16 protein-coding genes are annotated in these 17,626 nt (G+C 44.5%); 2 read left to right on the top strand and 14 right to left on the bottom strand.

The features are described 5' to 3' along the window. The 4 genes from GQF63_RS07865 to GQF63_RS07850 are packed head-to-tail and all read right to left on the bottom strand — an operon-like array spanning position 1 to position 7,086. Positions 1–1,272, bottom strand: a complete 1,272-nt coding sequence (locus GQF63_RS07865) for a glucose-1-phosphate adenylyltransferase (protein ID WP_160368681.1) — start codon at positions 1,270–1,272, stop codon at positions 1–3. A 1-nt stretch (position 1,273) separates the two neighbouring features. Further along, on the bottom strand, positions 1,274–2,686 hold the full coding sequence (locus tag GQF63_RS07860) for a glycogen synthase (protein WP_160368680.1): 1,413 nt from the start codon (positions 2,684–2,686) through the stop codon (positions 1,274–1,276). Positions 2,687–2,689: 3 nt separating this feature from the next. Next, a complete protein-coding gene (gene glgB, locus GQF63_RS07855; RefSeq protein WP_160368679.1) occupies positions 2,690–4,603 on the bottom strand; it encodes a 1,4-alpha-glucan branching protein GlgB in 1,914 nt (637 codons plus the stop codon). Between the two features lie 23 nt (positions 4,604–4,626). After that, a complete protein-coding gene (locus GQF63_RS07850) occupies positions 4,627–7,086 on the bottom strand; it encodes a glycoside hydrolase family 31 protein (protein ID WP_160368678.1) in 2,460 nt (819 codons plus the stop codon). A gap of 266 nt (positions 7,087–7,352) precedes the next feature. On the opposite strand from GQF63_RS07850, the gene queA reads away from it, so the two are divergent. Then, the gene (gene queA, locus GQF63_RS07845; RefSeq protein ID WP_160368677.1) at positions 7,353–8,402 is read left to right on the top strand and encodes a tRNA preQ1(34) S-adenosylmethionine ribosyltransferase-isomerase QueA; all 1,050 of its coding nucleotides are present in this window, start codon (positions 7,353–7,355) and stop codon (positions 8,400–8,402) included. Between the two features lie 61 nt (positions 8,403–8,463). Continuing rightward, positions 8,464–9,168 (top strand): 2-C-methyl-D-erythritol 4-phosphate cytidylyltransferase, encoded by a 705-nt coding sequence (gene ispD / locus GQF63_RS07840; RefSeq protein WP_160368676.1) that lies wholly within the window; start codon positions 8,464–8,466, stop codon positions 9,166–9,168. Here the strand turns inward: ispD and GQF63_RS07835 are convergent. The 10 genes from GQF63_RS07835 to GQF63_RS07790 all read right to left on the bottom strand — a co-directional run bounded on the left by GQF63_RS07835 (position 9,165) and on the right by GQF63_RS07790 (position 17,002). Next, the gene (locus tag GQF63_RS07835; protein ID WP_139185413.1) at positions 9,165–9,317 is read right to left on the bottom strand and encodes a lmo0937 family membrane protein; all 153 of its coding nucleotides are present in this window, start codon (positions 9,315–9,317) and stop codon (positions 9,165–9,167) included. The two genes, ispD and GQF63_RS07835, sit on opposite strands and share 4 nt — an antisense overlap. 158 nt (positions 9,318–9,475) lie before the next feature. Beyond that, the gene (locus tag GQF63_RS07830) at positions 9,476–10,240 is read right to left on the bottom strand and encodes an MBL fold metallo-hydrolase (protein ID WP_160368675.1); all 765 of its coding nucleotides are present in this window, start codon (positions 10,238–10,240) and stop codon (positions 9,476–9,478) included. After that, the gene (locus GQF63_RS07825; protein WP_160368674.1) at positions 10,237–10,509 is read right to left on the bottom strand and encodes a hypothetical protein; all 273 of its coding nucleotides are present in this window, start codon (positions 10,507–10,509) and stop codon (positions 10,237–10,239) included. The genes GQF63_RS07830 and GQF63_RS07825 overlap by 4 nt, the downstream gene beginning before the upstream one ends. Positions 10,510–10,540: 31 nt before the next feature. Further along, on the bottom strand, positions 10,541–11,557 hold the full coding sequence (locus GQF63_RS07820) for a glycosyltransferase (RefSeq protein WP_160368673.1): 1,017 nt from the start codon (positions 11,555–11,557) through the stop codon (positions 10,541–10,543). Position 11,558: 1 nt separating this feature from the next. Then, a complete protein-coding gene (locus tag GQF63_RS07815; protein ID WP_160368672.1) occupies positions 11,559–12,509 on the bottom strand; it encodes a glycosyltransferase family 2 protein in 951 nt (316 codons plus the stop codon). A gap of 64 nt (positions 12,510–12,573) precedes the next feature. Continuing rightward, positions 12,574–13,191: a DUF4199 domain-containing protein gene (locus tag GQF63_RS07810; RefSeq protein ID WP_160368671.1), complete on the bottom strand. Its 618-nt coding sequence runs from the start codon at positions 13,189–13,191 to the stop codon at positions 12,574–12,576. Between the two features lie 3 nt (positions 13,192–13,194). Next, entirely contained in the window at positions 13,195–13,863 is a 669-nt protein-coding gene (locus tag GQF63_RS07805; protein WP_160368670.1) for a hypothetical protein, read from the bottom strand. A 1-nt stretch (position 13,864) separates the two neighbouring features. Next, entirely contained in the window at positions 13,865–15,133 is a 1,269-nt protein-coding gene (locus GQF63_RS07800; protein ID WP_160368669.1) for a dihydroorotase, read from the bottom strand. Positions 15,134–15,343: 210 nt separating this feature from the next. Further along, complete coding sequence (locus GQF63_RS07795) at positions 15,344–15,910, bottom strand: UbiX family flavin prenyltransferase (protein WP_160368668.1); 567 nt, start codon at positions 15,908–15,910, stop codon at positions 15,344–15,346. A 24-nt stretch (positions 15,911–15,934) separates the two neighbouring features. Beyond that, positions 15,935–17,002: a LacI family DNA-binding transcriptional regulator gene (locus GQF63_RS07790; protein WP_160368667.1), complete on the bottom strand. Its 1,068-nt coding sequence runs from the start codon at positions 17,000–17,002 to the stop codon at positions 15,935–15,937. Positions 17,003–17,626 lie beyond the last annotated feature (624 nt).

Raw genomic sequence — 17,626 nt, 5'->3', positions numbered from 1 at the left:
TTATAAACCAATACTGGTGCCGTGATGAATGACGGCGTTTTTCTTGACGACGATAATCCCGTCGACAACGGAATATTGTTCGAAATCGCCATCCGGCATATGTTTGCCGCCCTTAATGCGGACATCATTGCCTATGCGGCAGTTTTTATCGAGGATGGCATTTTCAATATAACAGCGTTCGCCCACACCTATTGGTGGCGGCTGTTGGCTGCTGGTCATCTCCAACACATCGGTTAACTCTTCATAATAATCAGAACCCATCATATAGGTCATTTTGATAACCGTACCGGCGCCAATTCTGGAGCGTATACCAATCACCGAGCGGTGTACTTTATCAGCCAGGATAATACATCCATCGGCTAAAATAGCATGATTCAAGGTGGTACCGGATACTTTCGATGGCGGCAGCATGCGCGCCCGGGTATACACCGTTTCTCCAAAAAGGTTAAAGGCAGGTATATCATCGGTTAAACCGATATTCGCTTCAAAGAAAGAGGCAATCGTACCGATATCGGTCCAATAATCATCAAATTGATAGCTTAATACATTCACATTGCCGATGGCATCGGGAATAATCTCCTTGCCAAAGTCCATGCCTTCATTTTCGGCCAGCAATTTCTTCATGATCCCTTTGGAAAACACATAAATCCCCATGGAGGCCAAGTAATTTCGGCCTTGCTTTTCCAGCTCTTCGGGCACCTCGGAAGTCCACTCGGGCAGTAAATCCTTTTTAGGCTTCTCGATGAAGGAAACAACCTCCCCTTTTTCGTTGGATTTTAGGATACCGAATCCTGTTGCTTCCTTGGCCGTTACTGGTATGGTGGCAATGGTAATATCGCCGCCGCCTTTCACATGGAAGTCCACCAGATCCGAGTAGTCCATTTGATAGAGCTGATCGCCAGATAAAATCAGCACATAATCATAATCTACATTGACGAGGTTTTTCTGGGTTCTACGCACCGCATCGGCGGTTCCTTCAAACCATCGATCGCCTTCACTGGTTTGCTCTGCGGCCAAAATATCAACAAATCCTTTGCTGAACACAGAAAAGTTATAGGAGTTTTTAATGTGCTTGTTTAATGACGCAGAGTTAAATTGGGTCAGGACAAAAATCTTGTTGTAGCCGGAATTCAAACAGTTGGAAATGGGAATATCCACCAATCTGTATTTCCCGGCAATCGGAACGGCAGGTTTCGACCGTTGATCGGTTAAGGGGTACAAGCGGGTGCCACGGCCTCCCCCTAGTACAATAGAAACTACTTTATGCGCCATATCATCTAACTAATTGGTTATATAAATCGATGTATTTCTGGGCTGATTTATGCCATGAAAAATCAAGCTCCATTGCTTTATCGCGAATGTGATCTAATTGTTGTGGGTTATCGATATAGGCTAAGGCGCGTTGCACCGTTGCGGCGGCCTCCTGGGCATCCACATCGGCAAAGACAAAGCCATAGCCGTCGGCAGTAACATCAATAACGGTATCTTTTAAGCCGCCGATGCCCCGAACGACGGGAATAGTGCCATACTTTAGGGCATACAGCTGGTTCAGGCCGCAAGGCTCTACCCGCGATGGCATAATCAGTAAGTCCGAAGCGGCATATACCTGATGCGCCAGGCCTTCATTATACCCGAAATAAGCGGCGAGTCGGCCTTTGAAACGTGGCAGCAGGGCTGCAATTTGTTGCTGAATGCCTGCATCGCCGGAGCCAAGTATAAATACCTGCACCGCTTGCTCGCCTTGCAGCAGCTTTTCAATCAGCTGATCGAGGATGTCGGCACCTTTCTCGGTAGCAAAACGACCAATAAAACTCAATAAGGGCAAACTTGGATCCAGCTCATACTGAGCGCATAACATCTTTTTGTTGGCCAGTTTCCCTGTATCTACGTTTGCAAGGCCGTAATTTTCGATAATCAGGCTATCCTTCTCCGGATCCCAATAGGCGCTATCAATGCCATTGACAATCCCATGGGCTTTGGCCCGCTCGTCGGAAAACAAAGCCTGCAAGCCGTTTGCCTCCGCATAGAGTTCGGATAGATAACCCTCGGATACCGTGGTATAGGCTTCGCAACATTTAATGGCCGTCGCTAATGGATTAATTAATCCATCCCAATCCATCAGCCCCCATCTCCAGGTATCAAAGGCAGGCAACAAGATGCCCTTGTTCCAATTCATCCAGCCTTGGTATTGGCCATTATGCACGGTAAAAACGGTGCGAATCTCCGCCAAGCGCTTATAATCATTGCTATATTTTGTTAAAAACGGAATCAGCCCGACATGATGGTCATGGCAGTGCAGGATATCCGGTAGTTGTTCTAAACTGTTTAAATAATGCAGTACGGCATGCTGAAAAGCGATCCACTGATCGGCTTCATCAGGATAGCAGTACACTTCTTCCCGATCTAAAAGACCTGGAATCTTCAAGAGGTATAAGGGGAAACCCAGTTTATCGTCTTTTTCCTTTAAGAGTTCATAGGACAACAAGGCAGACCCCTGATAGAACTGCCCCTGAGCCACACGTTCAAAGGAATTTTCCTGCACAAACTTCCTATTGAAATAGGGCATGATGACGGCGGCATCTACCCCCAGCTCTCGCTGATACTTGGGTAAGGCGCCGACAACATCGGCAAGCCCGCCGACCTTGGCAATAGGGAAACACTCGACACTAAGATGAATTACTTGCATAGCTTATCTGGTACGTTTTAAAATCAATCCCCCTAACGGAGGGATATCTAAAAGAATGGACTGTTTTTGGTTCATCCAATAGGTAGATTCGGCTTGAACTTTCTTCTTCACGGCAATCCCACTTCCCTGGTATTTCTGCTCATCCGAATTTAGCAATAATTCCCAAGATCCGGCGTGTGGCGCGCCAATTCTAAAATTACGACGGACCACAGGGGTTAAATTCAAGATGATAAGCAGGTCGTTATCTTCATCATGGCCCTTGCGGGAATAAACAAAGACGCTATTGGCCCGGTCGCCCATTTCAATCCAGTTCAATCCTTCCGGGCTAAAGGCCTTTTCGTACAAGGCCGGATAGCCTTTATAGACCGCATTTAGATCGGAAATAAACTTTTTGAGGCCGGCATGGGGTTTAAATTTCAAGAGGTGCCAATCTAAGGACTGGTTGACATTCCATTCGGAGGTTTGTCCGAATTCACCGCCCATAAACAATAACTTAGCACCACTAAAAGTAAACATATAGAGATACAGGGCGCGCAGGTTGGCAAATTTCTGCCACTCATCGCCCGGCATTTTATAAATCAACGATTGCTTGCCATAGACCACCTCATCGTGCGACAAGGGCAGCATGAAGTTTTCTGTAAAGGCATATACCCCGGCAAAGGTCATCTTATCGTGATGATAGGATCGGTTGATGGGATCTTCCTGAAAATAGGCTAAGGTGTCGTGCATCCAGCCCATCATCCATTTCATACCGAAGCCCAAGCCATTATCGAAGGTAGCACGGCTGACACCCGACCAGGAGGTTGACTCCTCGGCGATGGTTTGCCGATGTGGGAAGTACTTGTAAATAGCCTCATTCATCTCTTTCAGGAAGCTGACAGCCTCCAGGTTCTCGTTTCCACCAAACTCATTGGGAATCCACTCCCCTGCTTTGCGCGAATAATCAAGGTACAACATCGAAGCAACCGCATCCACCCGTAAGCCATCGATATGATAGCGCTCTAGCCAGAAGAAGGCATTGCTGATGAGGAAGGACTTGACCTCGTTGCGGCCATAATTGAAAATATAGGACTGCCAATCGGGGTGAAAACCTTTCCGCGGATCCTCATGCTCGTAGAGATGCGTACCGTCGAAGCGATGTAAGCCATGCGCATCTCCGGGGAAATGCGAAGGCACCCAGTCTAGGATAACCCCAATATTGCTCTGATGCAAGGCATCAATGAGTCCCATCAGTTCCTGTGGACTGCCATAGCGCGAGCTGGCGGCAAAATAGCCGGTAATCTGATAGCCCCAAGACGGGTAATAGGGATGCTCCATCACCGGCATAAACTCCACGTGTGTAAAGCCGGTTTCCTGAATATAGGGAATCAAGCGTTCGGCAATTTCCGTATAGCTTAGGAGGCGATCAGGTTGTTTGGGATCGCGCATCCACGAGCCTAAATGCATTTCATAGACCGAATATGGCCGGTCTAGGGCATTATGCTCGCGACGGTTGAACTGCCATTCCGAGTCGGTCCACTCGTAATAGGTGGTTGCCACCACCGAAGCTGTACTCGGTGGAATCTCGGCATGTAAGGCAAAAGGATCGGCCTTTTCAAGGCGTTCTCCCTGATTGGTGTGGATATGGTATTTATAGACCTCCCCGTTTTTGAGTTTGGGAATAAAGCCTTCCCAAATGCCACTGCTATCCCAGCGTACATGCAGCTGATGGGCATGAGGATTCCAGCCATTGAAGTTCCCGATAACTGAAACCTGTTGGGCATTAGGCGCCCAGACCGCAAAGTATACACCTTGCACGCCATGTACGCGTATCTCCTGGGATCCAAACTTTTCGTAGAGTTTATAATGCCGTCCAGCTCGAAATAATTGCACATCAAAATCCGAGAGTAGGCTATGAACCTGCACCGCTTCGCTCATGTTGGTTATTTGTTTTTTTATGTTTATTGCAAGGTTATCTTTTTGAAATCACGATCTATCTGTACGTAGCTAGCTCCTTCTTCATCTTGTTGCAGGTTTACTTTGATGCCATCTACGGTAATTTGTTTCGGGGTAAAGGGCAATCCGATAAAGTATAACTGAAAACTGCTGTAGTTAGGTGTGTAAAGTCCGTATTCTGCCTGGCGAATGCTTACACTTTGCTTACTGCCTTCGGCAATAAAATGCTTGTCCATGTAAACATCTTGCTCATAGGCAAAGGTGTCGCCATGGTCGGAATAAATGTAAGATTCTACACTGGATTCTGCATAATAGTAATTGATGCGCAGGGATTCAATTTTGAACTCGCCGGTATATTGCATCACCGGGAATTCCGGAATTATAGCACCCGCGCGCACGAAAAATGGCATTTCATCCAATGGGGTATCAATTTGATGCTCCTGGCCGCCCACAAAATACTGGTTGCTGAAATAATAATACCAAGCGCCCGCAGGCAAGTACACAATTTTGTTCAGCTGCCCCGGATGTAACACCGGCGACACCAATAAATGGTCGCCAAAACAGAATTCCTCCTCCCGCTGTAGGTTCTTCGCCAAATGCTGCTCCAGCATGGCTATAGGTCTTAATATAGGATCGCCATAGCGATGCTGCTGCCAGAAGGCGGTATAGATATACGGTAATAGTTTATAGCGTAATTCGATGAACTTCTTACAGATGACTTCCCACTCTGTGCCAAAGCTCCAAGGCTCCCGGTCGCGGGTATCGCCGGCCGAGTGCACTCGCATAAATGGGGAGAACACACCAAACTGCATCCAGCGGGTGTATAACTCCCCATCCGGTTCTCCGGTAAATCCTCCAATATCGGTGCCACAGAAAGACATCCCCGATACCGATAAGCGCTGCAGTTGCAGCGTGCCGATTCTTAGGTGCTCCCAAGTAGCGATATTATCGCCGGTCCAGACCGAAGAGTAGCGTTGGGTGCCGGAATAAGCAGCCCGGGTAATGGTAAAAGGTCGCTTATTGCGGTATAATTTCTTTAATCCCTCGTAGGTGGCCCGAACCATCTGCATGCCGTAGATGTTATGCGCCTTGCGATGCGAGCCACGATGCCCTTCGAACTGATGTCGAACATCATCGGGGAAAGTGCCCCGACCGAATACGGCAGGCTCGTTCATATCGTTCCAGAAACCAGCTACGCCATCTTCTACCAAGCCTTTATACAGGGTTCCCCACCATGTGCGTACTTCCGGATTGGTAAAGTCGGGGAACTGACAGCGGCCCGGCCATACAAAGCCTTCCATAAAATAATCATCGCCACGACGACAGAAGTAGTTATTCTCCTGCCCTTGCTTGAATACCCAATACTGATCATCGACCTTGATGCCCGGGTCTATCATCACTACGGTTTTGAAGCCGTCGGCTGCTAAATCGGCAATCATCTTCTTGGGATCCGGAAAATAGCGTTTATTCCAGGTGAAGCAACGGTAGCCATCCATATAATCGATATCAAGGTAGATGGCGTCGCAAGGGATCTCACGCTTCCGGAATTCATTGGCTGTATCCCGAACTTTCGCTTCGGGATAATAGCTCCATCGGCATTGATGATAGCCTATTCCCCATAGTGGCGGCATGTAATGTGTACCGGTGATGCTGTGATAGCGCTTCACTACATCGAGCATCTGCGGTCCATGGATATAGTAATATTGCAGTTCGCCACCCTCCGACCAAAAGCTTGTTTGGTCATGATGCTCGGCAGCAAAGTCAAAAAAGGTCTTAAACGTATTATCAAAGAAGATCCCGTAGGCATCGCCATCCGTTACGCCAATATAGAAAGGAATGGTTTTGTAGAGTGGATCTTGGTTGAAAGCGTAGGAATAGGTATCTGAGTTCCAGTTGCGAACGCGCCGACCGCGCAGGTTCAAGTTACTGGCCTTATCGCCTAAGCCAAAGAAGGTCTCATCGGCTTGGGCTTGCTTGGTACAGTAAACATAATACCCGCCATAGTCCACATTCTCCTCCCAGTGCATGGGCGCAAAGTCAGCATTCAATATCTTATTGTCGGTATCTCCAAAAGACACATAGAAGTTGTCCTTTTGGATATAACAGGTTACCGCATTGGTTTTCACTAAATAATGCGTTTCGGTCTCTGCCAGTTGATAATTGATATACTGATCGGCCTTGTAATTGATGGCGTAGGAGAAGTCGGCGAGGAAGACACCTTCCGGCGCGAGGCGCACGCGGATTATCTCTTCGGAGAATACTTTGATCTCTACCTTGGCACGTCCATCGGTAAAATAAAAGACATTTCGATCTTGTGTGTAGCCTTTAACAGTAGTTAGGTATTGTTTTTCTATTCTTGGTAAATCCAACACGGGGTTATTCACATGTTGCACGCCTTCTTCTATAGTCTCTGGTATTGGGATGATTTCATTGGCAAAATCTTCTTTCTTTGTGGTATCAGCCATTTTTTAGTATTGTATTAGGAAATCTTAACAGTTTTTGCTCTTTTAAATTACAATATATTTTAGAAAATCCTATGCTAACTCATGAAAAGTTTTCATAAAGAAATAAAAAAGTACCACATCATCTACATGCTGTTAAAGCCCCGATTACCTGCTTGCTAATGGTAAACATTTGACATATTAAATACATAATATTTCGTAACTTTGTAAGCCTTATTAAAATCTAGCCCCAGTAAGGCTAGAGGGCATTAATACTGTCATTATAAAAAATGAAATTATCACAATTCAATTTTAATTTACCGGAATCTTTACTTGCATCAGAACCATCCGAACAACGGGATGAATCGCGTTTAATGGTTTTACACCGTGACAGCGGAAAAATTGAGCATAAAATCTTCAAGGATGTGTTAGATTATTTCGACGATAAAGACGTCATGATCTTAAACAACACAAAGGTTTTCCCTGCTCGTATGTATGGCAATAAAGAAAAAACCGGAGCTACAATTGAAGTATTCCTTCTGCGCGAGCTGAACAAAGAATTGCGCTTATGGGATGTATTGGTTGATCCAGCACGTAAAATTCGTGTAGGAAACAAGCTTTACTTTGGCGATGATGACTTATTGGTAGCTGAGGTTGTCGATAATACGACTTCAAGAGGACGTACCATCCGTTTCTTATTTGACGGCACGGACGAGGAATTCCGTAAGAATATCGAAATCTTAGGGGAAACTCCACTTCCCAAATACATTAAACGTAAAGCAACTCCGGAAGATAAATTCCGTTATCAAACCATCTACGCGAAAAACGAAGGTGCTGTTGCGGCGCCTACCGCTGGTTTGCACTTTTCTCGCGAATTGATGAAACGCCTAGAGCTAAAAGGTGTTGAGTTTGCTGAAGTAACCTTGCACGTTGGCCTCGGAACTTTCCGTACCGTAGAGGTGGAAGACTTAACCAAGCATAAAATGGACTCTGAGCAGTTTATCATCTCACAAGAAGCTGCCAATACCGTAAATAAAGGAATCGACACCAAACGTCGTATCTGTGCGGTGGGTACCACTTCCATGCGTGCGATCGAGTCCTCAGTATCGGCAGACCACCACTTGAAAGCTGCGAACGACTGGACCAGCAAATTTATTTACCCGCCATACGATTTCAGTATCGCGAACTCCATGATTACGAACTTCCACACGCCGCAGTCTACCCTATTGGTGATGATTGCTGCCTTTGCAGGATATGAAAACGTGATGAACGCGTATGAAGTAGCCGTAAAAGAGAAATACCGCTTCTACAGCTATGGCGATGCGATGTTAATCATCTAAAAAACAAGAAGGGAGGCTAAAAAGTCTCCCTTCTTGTTTTTTAGTCTTTATCTTTGCCCTTATGAACCAAAATTTTGTCATTATCGTAGCTGCTGGAACAGGTTCCAGAATGAACAGCACTTTACCCAAGCAGTTTATGGAATTAGTGGGTATGCCCGTGTTGATGCATACCATTCGCCAATTTGCGGAGGCCAGCATTCATCCTGAAATTCTGGTTGTGCTTTCGGAGAGCATGCTTGATTATTGGCAAAATTTAGTGCAAGAACAGGGATTCTCCTATCCCCATGCGGTTTGTAGTGGAGGCGACACACGCTTTCAGAGTGTGAAAGCGGGTATTAGCTATTTGCAGGAAAACTACACGATTCAGGACGACGCGAAGATTGCTATTCATGATGCGGCTCGGCCCATCATTAGCGATAGCTTAATTAATAGCTTATTTGAAACCTGTAATAGCCAACATCCAGCGGTTATTCCCGCGATGCAAAGCAGTAGTTCAGTACGATTAGGAGATGCTTCCAATAACGAAGCGATAGATCGGAATCAGGTATGGTTGGTACAGACGCCGCAGATCTTCCTAGCGGGATTGCTAAGCCAGGCTTACAAGCAAGCGGAAGATCCCTTGTTTACCGACGACGCATCAGTGGTTGAAAAAATGAGCAATAGCATTTTTATCCATCCCGGCGACCCTAAGAATATCAAGATCACCTTTAACGAAGACATTGCTATTGCTCAATATTACCTAACGAGTTCTATTCAGAACCGTTAAGCGTTTCCTCGTATAATTCTTAATAGGATCACAATGATGGCAATCACCAATAAGATGTGAATAATACCACCAGTGGCATAACCTCCGAAGAAGCTTATGGCCCAAATGATGACTAGAATTACAGCGATTAAATACAAAATATTTCCCATAGTAGTAAAGTTTTGATGTTTACATTATAATTATTAAACATGTTTTCACAGAGATTAACAACACAATAGGGAAATGGTTTGATTTTTTGTTGCAGAAAAATTACTTTTTTTATTGCCATTCAGGAAGTGGCTGTAATAAGTACCACAAGAAAAGGGTGCTACACGCTCAATTGAAGGCCATCATAGGCCACAAAAACCCCAGCAGGAAGCTCTTGTTGAATATCGGCATGTTGGCCAAAACGATGGCTGATATGGGTTAAAAAGGTTTGATCGGGCCCGATGCGTTGGGCAACTTCCAAGGCTTCTTCCAGGGTCAGGTGCGAAATATGAGGTTCTTTCTGCAGGGCATTCAGCACCAATACTTTTACACCACCTAATTGTGCATAAGATTCCTCGGCAATGGTTTTCGCATCTGTGATATAAGCAAAGTCGCCAATGCGAAAGCCCAGCACGGGCATCTTGAAGTGCATCACCTCAATGGGAAGAATAGACTCGCCATAAAGCTCAAAAGCCTCGCCTGCATGAATTTCCTCCAACTCCAATTGCGGAACCCCCGGATACTTATAATCGCTGAAGGCATAATAGAATTCCTTCCGCAAGGCGTCGTGAGTTGCCTTATTGGAATAAATAGGAATCGACTGTTGCTGTTGGTAGTTATAGGCGCGCACATCATCCAGTCCTGCAATATGATCCTTATGGGAGTGCGTCATTAACACAGCATCCAGACGGTCTACTTTTTGACGCAGCATTTGATAGCGAAAGTCAGGACCAGTATCCACCACCACGGTATAGCCGTTATATTCCAATAGAATGGAAGACCGCAGCCTATTGTCCTTGGGATCTGTCGACTGACAAACCTGACAATGGCATGCAATAACAGGAACCCCCTGAGATGTACCGGTACCTAAAAATGTTACTCTCAAATCGTTTCTTTCGTCTTTTTAATATTTGCGTAGAAGGGCTGTAGCTTTTCGTTAATCAGCGATTCATCCACTTCCAAGGTTTGCAAGATTTGCAACAGCGATTGCACTTTCATGTCTACACTGGAGAATTTATTCACTACCACTACTTTGGAAGTCTGCAAAATGCAGGCTCCTGTACGGAATGAACCTTTTTCATAGCGTAATTTGAATCCTAAATCGCTGAATAAAAGTTCTAATTTATCTAAACTACTTTGTGTAAGTGCTATCATATGTAAATCCAGACAATATACCAAAGGCAGGTTAAACTGTCAATTTTTTATTGTTTTTATTCGATAAGATGAGGGTAGCATACTGGCTAAGGAAACCAGATCCGTAGGCTATCAATTGGGTATAAGCGGCAATAACCGCCAGGATAGCTACGCCTAAGTTCTTGCAAACAAATAAAGCATGCAAGAACAGTAAAAAGGTATAAAGCCCCAAAAATGCATTCCCCAACCAGCCTAAGGCATTAAACAGTTGGATTTCATTCATGGTTAAGAGATTAATAACATTAATCATTAACAGGGCGACTAAACCGATTACAAACACGGCCGGCAAAGCATGCACCGGTTTTAACTCGGAAGGATACATCTTGTAGATATCGATCCGTCCTTTTCCGAACTGATAAGTCTGCTGGTAAAATTGGCTAAAGTTAGCCCGACGTTTATGGTATACAAAAGCTTCGGGAATTAACCCGACCTTAAAGCCTGCATTAATCATCCGGATACTGAATTCAATATCCTCCGATCGACGGGATAATTTAAAGCCTCGAGTTTTTTCCCAAACCTGACGAGAGATTCCCAGGTTAAAGCTCCGTGGGTGAAACTGCCCCACGTGTTTCTTATTACCGCGGATACCCCCCGTGGTAAAAGGACTGGTCATGGAGTATGAAATGGCCTTTTGTACGGCTGTAAAGGAGGCATGTGCCGCATCTGGCCCACCAAAGGCGTCCCAGCCATCACGCTGCAATCCTTTTAGCACATGATCTAGGTAATCTGCAGGCACGAGGATATCCGAGTCAAAAACGATAAAGTAATCGCCCTTGGCACGTTCGAATCCGTAGTTCCGGGCAAAGCCCTGCCCCTCGTTCTCTTTGTAGTAATAATGAACATCCAACTGCCCTTTAAACCGTGCGACAATATCCTCTGCCGGTTTTGAAGAACCATCTTCAACAATGATAACTTCAAAATTGCTATAGCGCTGTTGGGTTAAGGAAACTAAAAGCTCCTTAATTTCCACCGGACGATTGTAAAGAGGAATAATAATCGAAAAGAACATGCTAAATGACTTGGTCGATGTGGTATTTATTTCTATCCGATCCGTTTCGTGCCACCAACTCGGCAATAAAGCCGGTCAGGAACAATTGTGTTCCTAAAATAATGGCCACTAACGAGAGGTAGAACAAGGGTTGATCGGTTACATTTCTATAGGCAGAACCCTGCGCAATGCTGATTAGCTTTTCGATAATCAGCCAAGCGGTAATAAAGAATCCTAAGAGGAAGCTTAATACGCCAAGGGGTCCGAAGAAGTGCATAGGCCGTTTGGCAAATTTCCCCACAAAGAAAATGGACATCAAATCCAAAAAGCCTTTCACAAAGCGTCCGGGACCGAACTTGGTCGTTCCATATTTACGTGGGTAATGCTGCACTACTTGCTCTTGAATTTTCCCGAAACCGGCCCATTTGGCCAATACCGGAATATAACGGTGCATTTCGCCGTATACTTCAATACTTTTCACCACATCTTTGCGATAAGCTTTGAGGCCACAGTTGAAGTCGTGCAGGTTATCAATCCCTGACATGCTACGGGTTACCGAATTAAATAACTTCGTTGGGATAGTTTTGGTTAATGGATCATAGCGTTTCTTCTTCCAACCCGATACCAGGTCAGCACCCTGATTCTTAATGCGGTCGTAAAGCTCTGGAATCTCATCGGGGCTATCCTGCAAATCGGCATCCATGGTAATCACCACGTCGCCTTCGGCAGCAGCAAATCCGACATTCAGAGCCGCCGATTTTCCATAGTTTCTACGGAAACGGATGCCTGTTACCTGTTCATGGGTAGCTTTCAAGGTTTTCACCACCTGCCATGAATTATCCTTACTTCCATCATCCACCAGGATAACTTCGTAAGAAAAATTATGCGCATCCATAACACGCTTAATCCAAGCGACCAATTCAGGAAGAGATTCTTCCTCGTTGTAAAGAGGTATAACGACTGATATATCCATAAATATAAAAAGCAAAGGTATCATTTTCCAATGATACCTTTAGCATATAAACGGTTGGGTTTATTTAAGAATTTTCATTTTGCCAAGGATGAGCATCATCCGATGGCGCCGGATTGTTGAAAATAGGCTTCTCTTTTTTGAAGATTGCTGCTAAAATCAAGGACAGCACAAAGTATAACAATAAAGACACCATCAAACCTTTCAAGATTTGACCGATTGACAGCGATCCTAAGGCACTTTTCTGTTGTTCCAACATTTCTACTGTGGTATCGATCTGATCATCAGGAGCACCTGTAGACTCCAAGGTCTCGATGGTTAAGTTGATGGTATTATCAATGGCTTCCTCCTGTAAAGTCGGATTGGCAACATTGAATAAAGCAATACCGATTGTACCGATAGCCGCTGTAATAGCCAACATAATAAAGATCGTTTTCAAGGCCGAAGGGAAATCCCAATAACCTCCATTGATTTTTCTTAAGTTGATCACCATAAACACAGCGATAATTAAGAAGACAACGTAGTTGATGAACACCGATGCAATCGATGAGGTAATCAAGGAAGTTGCCGATTTAGAAATATAGAGGGAAACGATGGAAAGCACGAAGGAGATAACCCCAAGGATTACCCCATACATAATGGCTTTCTTTTTAACTTGTGCAGCGTTGTCTGTCAATTGATCCATAGGTTAGTTGTTAAAGTTAATGATTAGTTGTAGCAATGCGCCGTCTAAAGAGGCATTCGCGGCATTCTTTTGGAAATCCTGAAGCTGCTCGGCAGTCGGGTTAGGCTCGTTGAAAAAGCTTACCAACGGATAAAATAGCTCGTACAGTTCTTCGTCCTCACCTACTGATTTGGCCACCTTTGCAATCTCAGCGTAGTCGCTTTCAATCAGAATCTGGTTGGCAATCAGTTTTTCATAAATGCGGTATTCGTCCTGAAACTCATCTTCTTCTACCAGTAAGAATTCCTTCAAGAAATCTTCCATGCTAGGTTCAATATCGTCATCAGCACATTCACGCAGGTATAGCAACATGTTCAACAGCTCCGATCCGCGGTCTAAGGTTTCCTCTTCAATGGCTTCCCATTCTTCAGAATCTAGGTAATCTTCTTCCAATTTCTCTACATCGGCGGCAAAGAAATTAATCATCAATAAGTCGAAGGTATACTCACGTAGTTCTTCAAATTGCTGATGATCGTCGAAAACAGCATCCATATCGGCCACCTTATCCATAAAAGGCTTCTCGGCTTCAAAGCAGCTGATCAGGGCATTCGAAAGGGCATCTGCTTCTATATTTTCACTGGCGGCATAGCTGTTTACACTGGCTAAAAGCGCCTTTTTTACTTTCTTATCCATATTAATCGTTGATTACAGTTTGATTGTTATTGAACACCGCAAGCACTTTACCGGTCAGTTCCTGACCAAACAAAGGACTGTTAGCGGCTTTAGATTTATTGGTCTTCGCATCAAATATCCACTTTTTATCGGTGCTGAACAAGACTAAATTGGCATCTGCCCCTTCTTCTAGGCTCGGCACAGGTAAAGAAAGTACTTTTCTAGGGCCTACTGAAAGCTTTTCTACAATAGCTTCGGGGCTTAATCCAGCTTTTATCAGCAGTGGTAAAACGGTTTGCGAAGCAATAATCCCGTCGTAGGCAATCTGAAATTCCACATTCTTAAATTCAATTTCATGTGGTGTATGCTGGGAAACGATGGCATCAATGGTGCCGTCTTTCAATCCCTTTAACAGGGCTTTAATATCTTTTTTAGTACGCAAAGGTGGGTTTACTTTGTAATTGCTATCAAAACCCTTCACCTCCTCATCGGTAAAGACCAGGTTATGAGCAGCTACATCACAGCTAACCTTCAGGCCTTTGGCCTTTGCTTTTTTAATCAGGTCTACCGACTCTTCGGTAGAAATGGTGCTGAAGTGGATGGCCGCTTCATTGTATTCGGCCAGAAATAAATCGCGCGATACCATAATAGATTCGGCGAGATTTGGATTCCCTTTCATGCCGAGGTAGGTACTCACCTCCCCTTCGTTCATTTTATTTCCCCCGGCGATGGAGTCATCCTCCGGATGCGACATAATCAATCCTTGAAAACCTTTGGCATACAAGAGTGCGCGCCCCATAAGGCCTGCCTGTTGCACGGCGTGGTTACCATCAGAGAAAGCCACGGCACCGGTTTGCTTCATATCAAACAACTCCGCCAGCTCCTTCCCTTCTCTTTTTCGGGAAATGGTACCGATGGGATATACATCCACCAGGTTACCTTTTGCTGTATTCACAATCAGGGCTACTTCCGAGCGGGAATGAATGGGTGGATTGGTATTCGGCTGTACGGCTACAGCGGTAAAACCACCTGCTGCTGCAGCGGCCGACCCGGTAGCAATATCTTCTTTTGTTTCATACCCTGGTTCGCCGAAGTTCACATTCAAATCAAAAAAGCCCAAGGCTAAGAAACTGCCTTTTGCATCGATTTGCCGTAGGTTCTTATCGTCGGATTTAATCTGCTTGGCCAGTTTCTCAATCTTTCCGTTTTTGAGGAGCACATCAACGGTGCTCATGTGCAATGGATGAGCTGCTGAAACTAGGGTTGCAGAAGTAATTAATATTGTAGCCATGAAATATGTTGATAATCTAAAAGTTGCGATGCTAATCCCTGATGTTGGGGAATGAAATCAGCGACCCTACAGACAGATCTTTTCGAATGAGCATTTTCAAAAACCTTCTGCATACAGAAAACTGTGTTTAGCGAAGACGGGTACAGCTGTTTCATTAAAAAACAAAAGTACAAAATCATTCTAATAGATGTTATAAAAAAAGGAAATATCCTATTCGCCCCAGCGGAAGGTTTGTTGCTCGAAGCCTGCCATATCCAATACCCGATCGATAACCGTGGCGGCCAATTCTTCAAAGCTCTGCGGCAAGCTGTAAAACGAAGGTGATGCTGGGCATACAATAGCCCCTGCTTGAGTTGCCAGCTGCATATTCTGAATATGAATTAAACTTAAGGGGGTTTCGCGGGTCACTAAAATCAGCTTGCGCCGCTCTTTCAGGATGACGTCGGCTGCCCGCGTGGTTAGGTCGGAAGAGACCCCTTGTGCAATGCGCGCCAGGGTACCCATGGAACAAGGCACCACAATCATGGTATCAAACTTGGCCGAACCGGAGGCAAAGGGCGCCATGAAGTCATTCTTCTGATAGAACTTAAAATCGTAATCGGCAAAAGATTGGTTATTGAGTTCGAATTGCCACACATCTTTGGCATTATCCGACATCACAATGCCCACTTCCTCAATCTGATCTTGAAGCAATTGCAATTTATCCAATAATACTTTGGCATAGACTGAACCCGATGCACCCGTAATGGCCACGACGATTTTTTTCTTTCTTAGCATAACACAAAGCTAGGAAAAATGTCCTTAGTTCTCATAAAACAGGTAATTCTCTTTGGTGAGGATATCGATGGGCATAGGCTTATAGCCTTCGAAGCTTTCCCGTTTCAGGAAATAACGATACAGGTAGTTGAGGGCGAAGTAGCCTTGCTTATCGGGACGTTGACAGATCAGAAAGTCCACCACGCCGGAAGCCAGGTAATCGACATTGGAACCCAGGAAGTCGAAACCGATAATCTTTGGTTTCTTCATGCGCGGATGCTCGGTATAAAAACGTCCTAAAACGGCCACCCTAGAGTTGGTAAAGAAAATTAAATCGGGGTTATAGCGCTTAATGCTCGCTTTTAGCTCCAGCTCAATCTGTTCGTATTCGTTATAGGGAATATCGACGATATCGATTTTAATGGTCGGATCCACCTGCCCTAAATACTCTTGGAATCCTTCAATCTTGGTTTCCAGGTAGCGGTAGTTCTCCAAACCCTTGGCCACATTCAGCACCAGAATCTTCGCATGAGGCTGCACCAGGTAGGAAGTTAGGTTACCCGCCAGGCGGCCCGTGCTGTATAAATCGGGGCCAATATAGCCAAGTGTAGATTTGCTCGGGATATCGGAGTTGATATACACCGTTTGCATTTTACGCTTATGGCAATCGCTGACAAACTCCTGCGTTTCTTTCTCAAAGATGGGCGCAATAACCACGGCAGAGAAATTTTGCTTCAGCACTTCGGCAGCGGCTTTTTTGAAAGTCGCTCGTTTTTCCTGATCGTACAGAAAAATATGGGTATGGATACCGAAGGGCTCCAATTCTTCCTTCCCTTTATTTATACCATCCAGGCACAATTGCCAATAGCCGGTCTGGAAGGAGGTTTTCGGAATGAGCACAGCTACATTCAGGTTGTTTTTTACCGATAAGGAGCGCGCAAAAAGGTTGGGCTGGTAATTATTTTCCTTAATAATGGCCAATACCTTCTCCCGTGTACTATCGGATACATCCTTCCGATTGTTCAACACCCGATCTACCGTTGCGATCGATACGCCGGCCAGTTTGGCAATATCTTTTATTCCAAAATGTTTTTTCCCTTGCTCCTCAGCCATATAAGTTTAGACAGATTTAAAACCAAATATAAATAAAAAGGATGTAATCCCTATCGATTTACATCTCTAGCATCCCCAAAGCAAAGTCTCACGAAAATTCTCAGCCTTTTCTGGATAAAACACCCAAAAAACGATGTTTAAACTCATGTTACATTCTTATTAGTTAATTTTGGTAACGAGTTTTTGACAGTTAAAAACACTCGCTAAAAGCTTTACAACAGCTAATTAACTTTTGGTAACTAGGGCAATTTCCCAAACATCTTTTCCCTAAAATCGATACTAAATTATCAGAAATCATCACAATAAAACGCTATTAATGACACCCTTATATTGTTTTTCAATAAATTGCTAAAAATAAAAAAGGGTCGAATAAGAAATATTCGACCCTACATCTACCTATGAAAAACATGCCCTTGGGGAGGGCATTACAAAAGTATAAAAAACATGAAAATATATATAGACAAGATTAATAAAAATAGTATTTTGTAGCTGATTATCAGTAGCGTCCTAAACGAGGGAAAAAATGGCGGTGGATTTATACAGCAGGGAATGCTATATTTAATTCGCCAAAATTGATCCATCGCCATGGTAAATATAAACGTATTCTCTCAGATTTTGCGACTC

The organism is Sphingobacterium humi, from assembly GCF_009768885.1.
GTDB lineage: Bacteria > Bacteroidota > Bacteroidia > Sphingobacteriales > Sphingobacteriaceae > Sphingobacterium > Sphingobacterium humi.
This window is presented reverse-complemented; position numbering and strand designations above follow the sequence as displayed.

Excerpts from the sequence above, each read along its gene's own strand:
- GQF63_RS07865 (WP_160368681.1), bottom strand. The coding sequence starts at position 1,272 with ATGGCGCATAAAGTAGTTTCTATTGTACTAGGGGGAGGCCGTGGCACC.
- GQF63_RS07860 (WP_160368680.1), bottom strand. The coding sequence starts at position 2,686 with ATGCAAGTAATTCATCTTAGTGTCGAGTGTTTCCCTATTGCCAAGGTC.
- glgB (WP_160368679.1), bottom strand. The coding sequence starts at position 4,603 with ATGAGCGAAGCGGTGCAGGTTCATAGCCTACTCTCGGATTTTGATGTG.
- GQF63_RS07850 (WP_160368678.1), bottom strand. The coding sequence starts at position 7,086 with ATGGCTGATACCACAAAGAAAGAAGATTTTGCCAATGAAATCATCCCA.
- queA (WP_160368677.1), top strand. The coding sequence starts at position 7,353 with ATGAAATTATCACAATTCAATTTTAATTTACCGGAATCTTTACTTGCA.
- ispD (WP_160368676.1), top strand. The coding sequence starts at position 8,464 with ATGAACCAAAATTTTGTCATTATCGTAGCTGCTGGAACAGGTTCCAGA.
- GQF63_RS07835 (WP_139185413.1), bottom strand. The coding sequence starts at position 9,317 with ATGGGAAATATTTTGTATTTAATCGCTGTAATTCTAGTCATCATTTGG.
- GQF63_RS07825 (WP_160368674.1), bottom strand. The coding sequence starts at position 10,509 with ATGATAGCACTTACACAAAGTAGTTTAGATAAATTAGAACTTTTATTC.
- GQF63_RS07820 (WP_160368673.1), bottom strand. The coding sequence starts at position 11,557 with ATGTTCTTTTCGATTATTATTCCTCTTTACAATCGTCCGGTGGAAATT.
- GQF63_RS07815 (WP_160368672.1), bottom strand. The coding sequence starts at position 12,509 with ATGGATATATCAGTCGTTATACCTCTTTACAACGAGGAAGAATCTCTT.
- GQF63_RS07810 (WP_160368671.1), bottom strand. The coding sequence starts at position 13,191 with ATGGATCAATTGACAGACAACGCTGCACAAGTTAAAAAGAAAGCCATT.
- GQF63_RS07805 (WP_160368670.1), bottom strand. The coding sequence starts at position 13,863 with ATGGATAAGAAAGTAAAAAAGGCGCTTTTAGCCAGTGTAAACAGCTAT.
- GQF63_RS07800 (WP_160368669.1), bottom strand. The coding sequence starts at position 15,133 with ATGGCTACAATATTAATTACTTCTGCAACCCTAGTTTCAGCAGCTCAT.
- GQF63_RS07795 (WP_160368668.1), bottom strand. The coding sequence starts at position 15,910 with ATGCTAAGAAAGAAAAAAATCGTCGTGGCCATTACGGGTGCATCGGGT.
- GQF63_RS07790 (WP_160368667.1), bottom strand. The coding sequence starts at position 17,002 with ATGGCTGAGGAGCAAGGGAAAAAACATTTTGGAATAAAAGATATTGCC.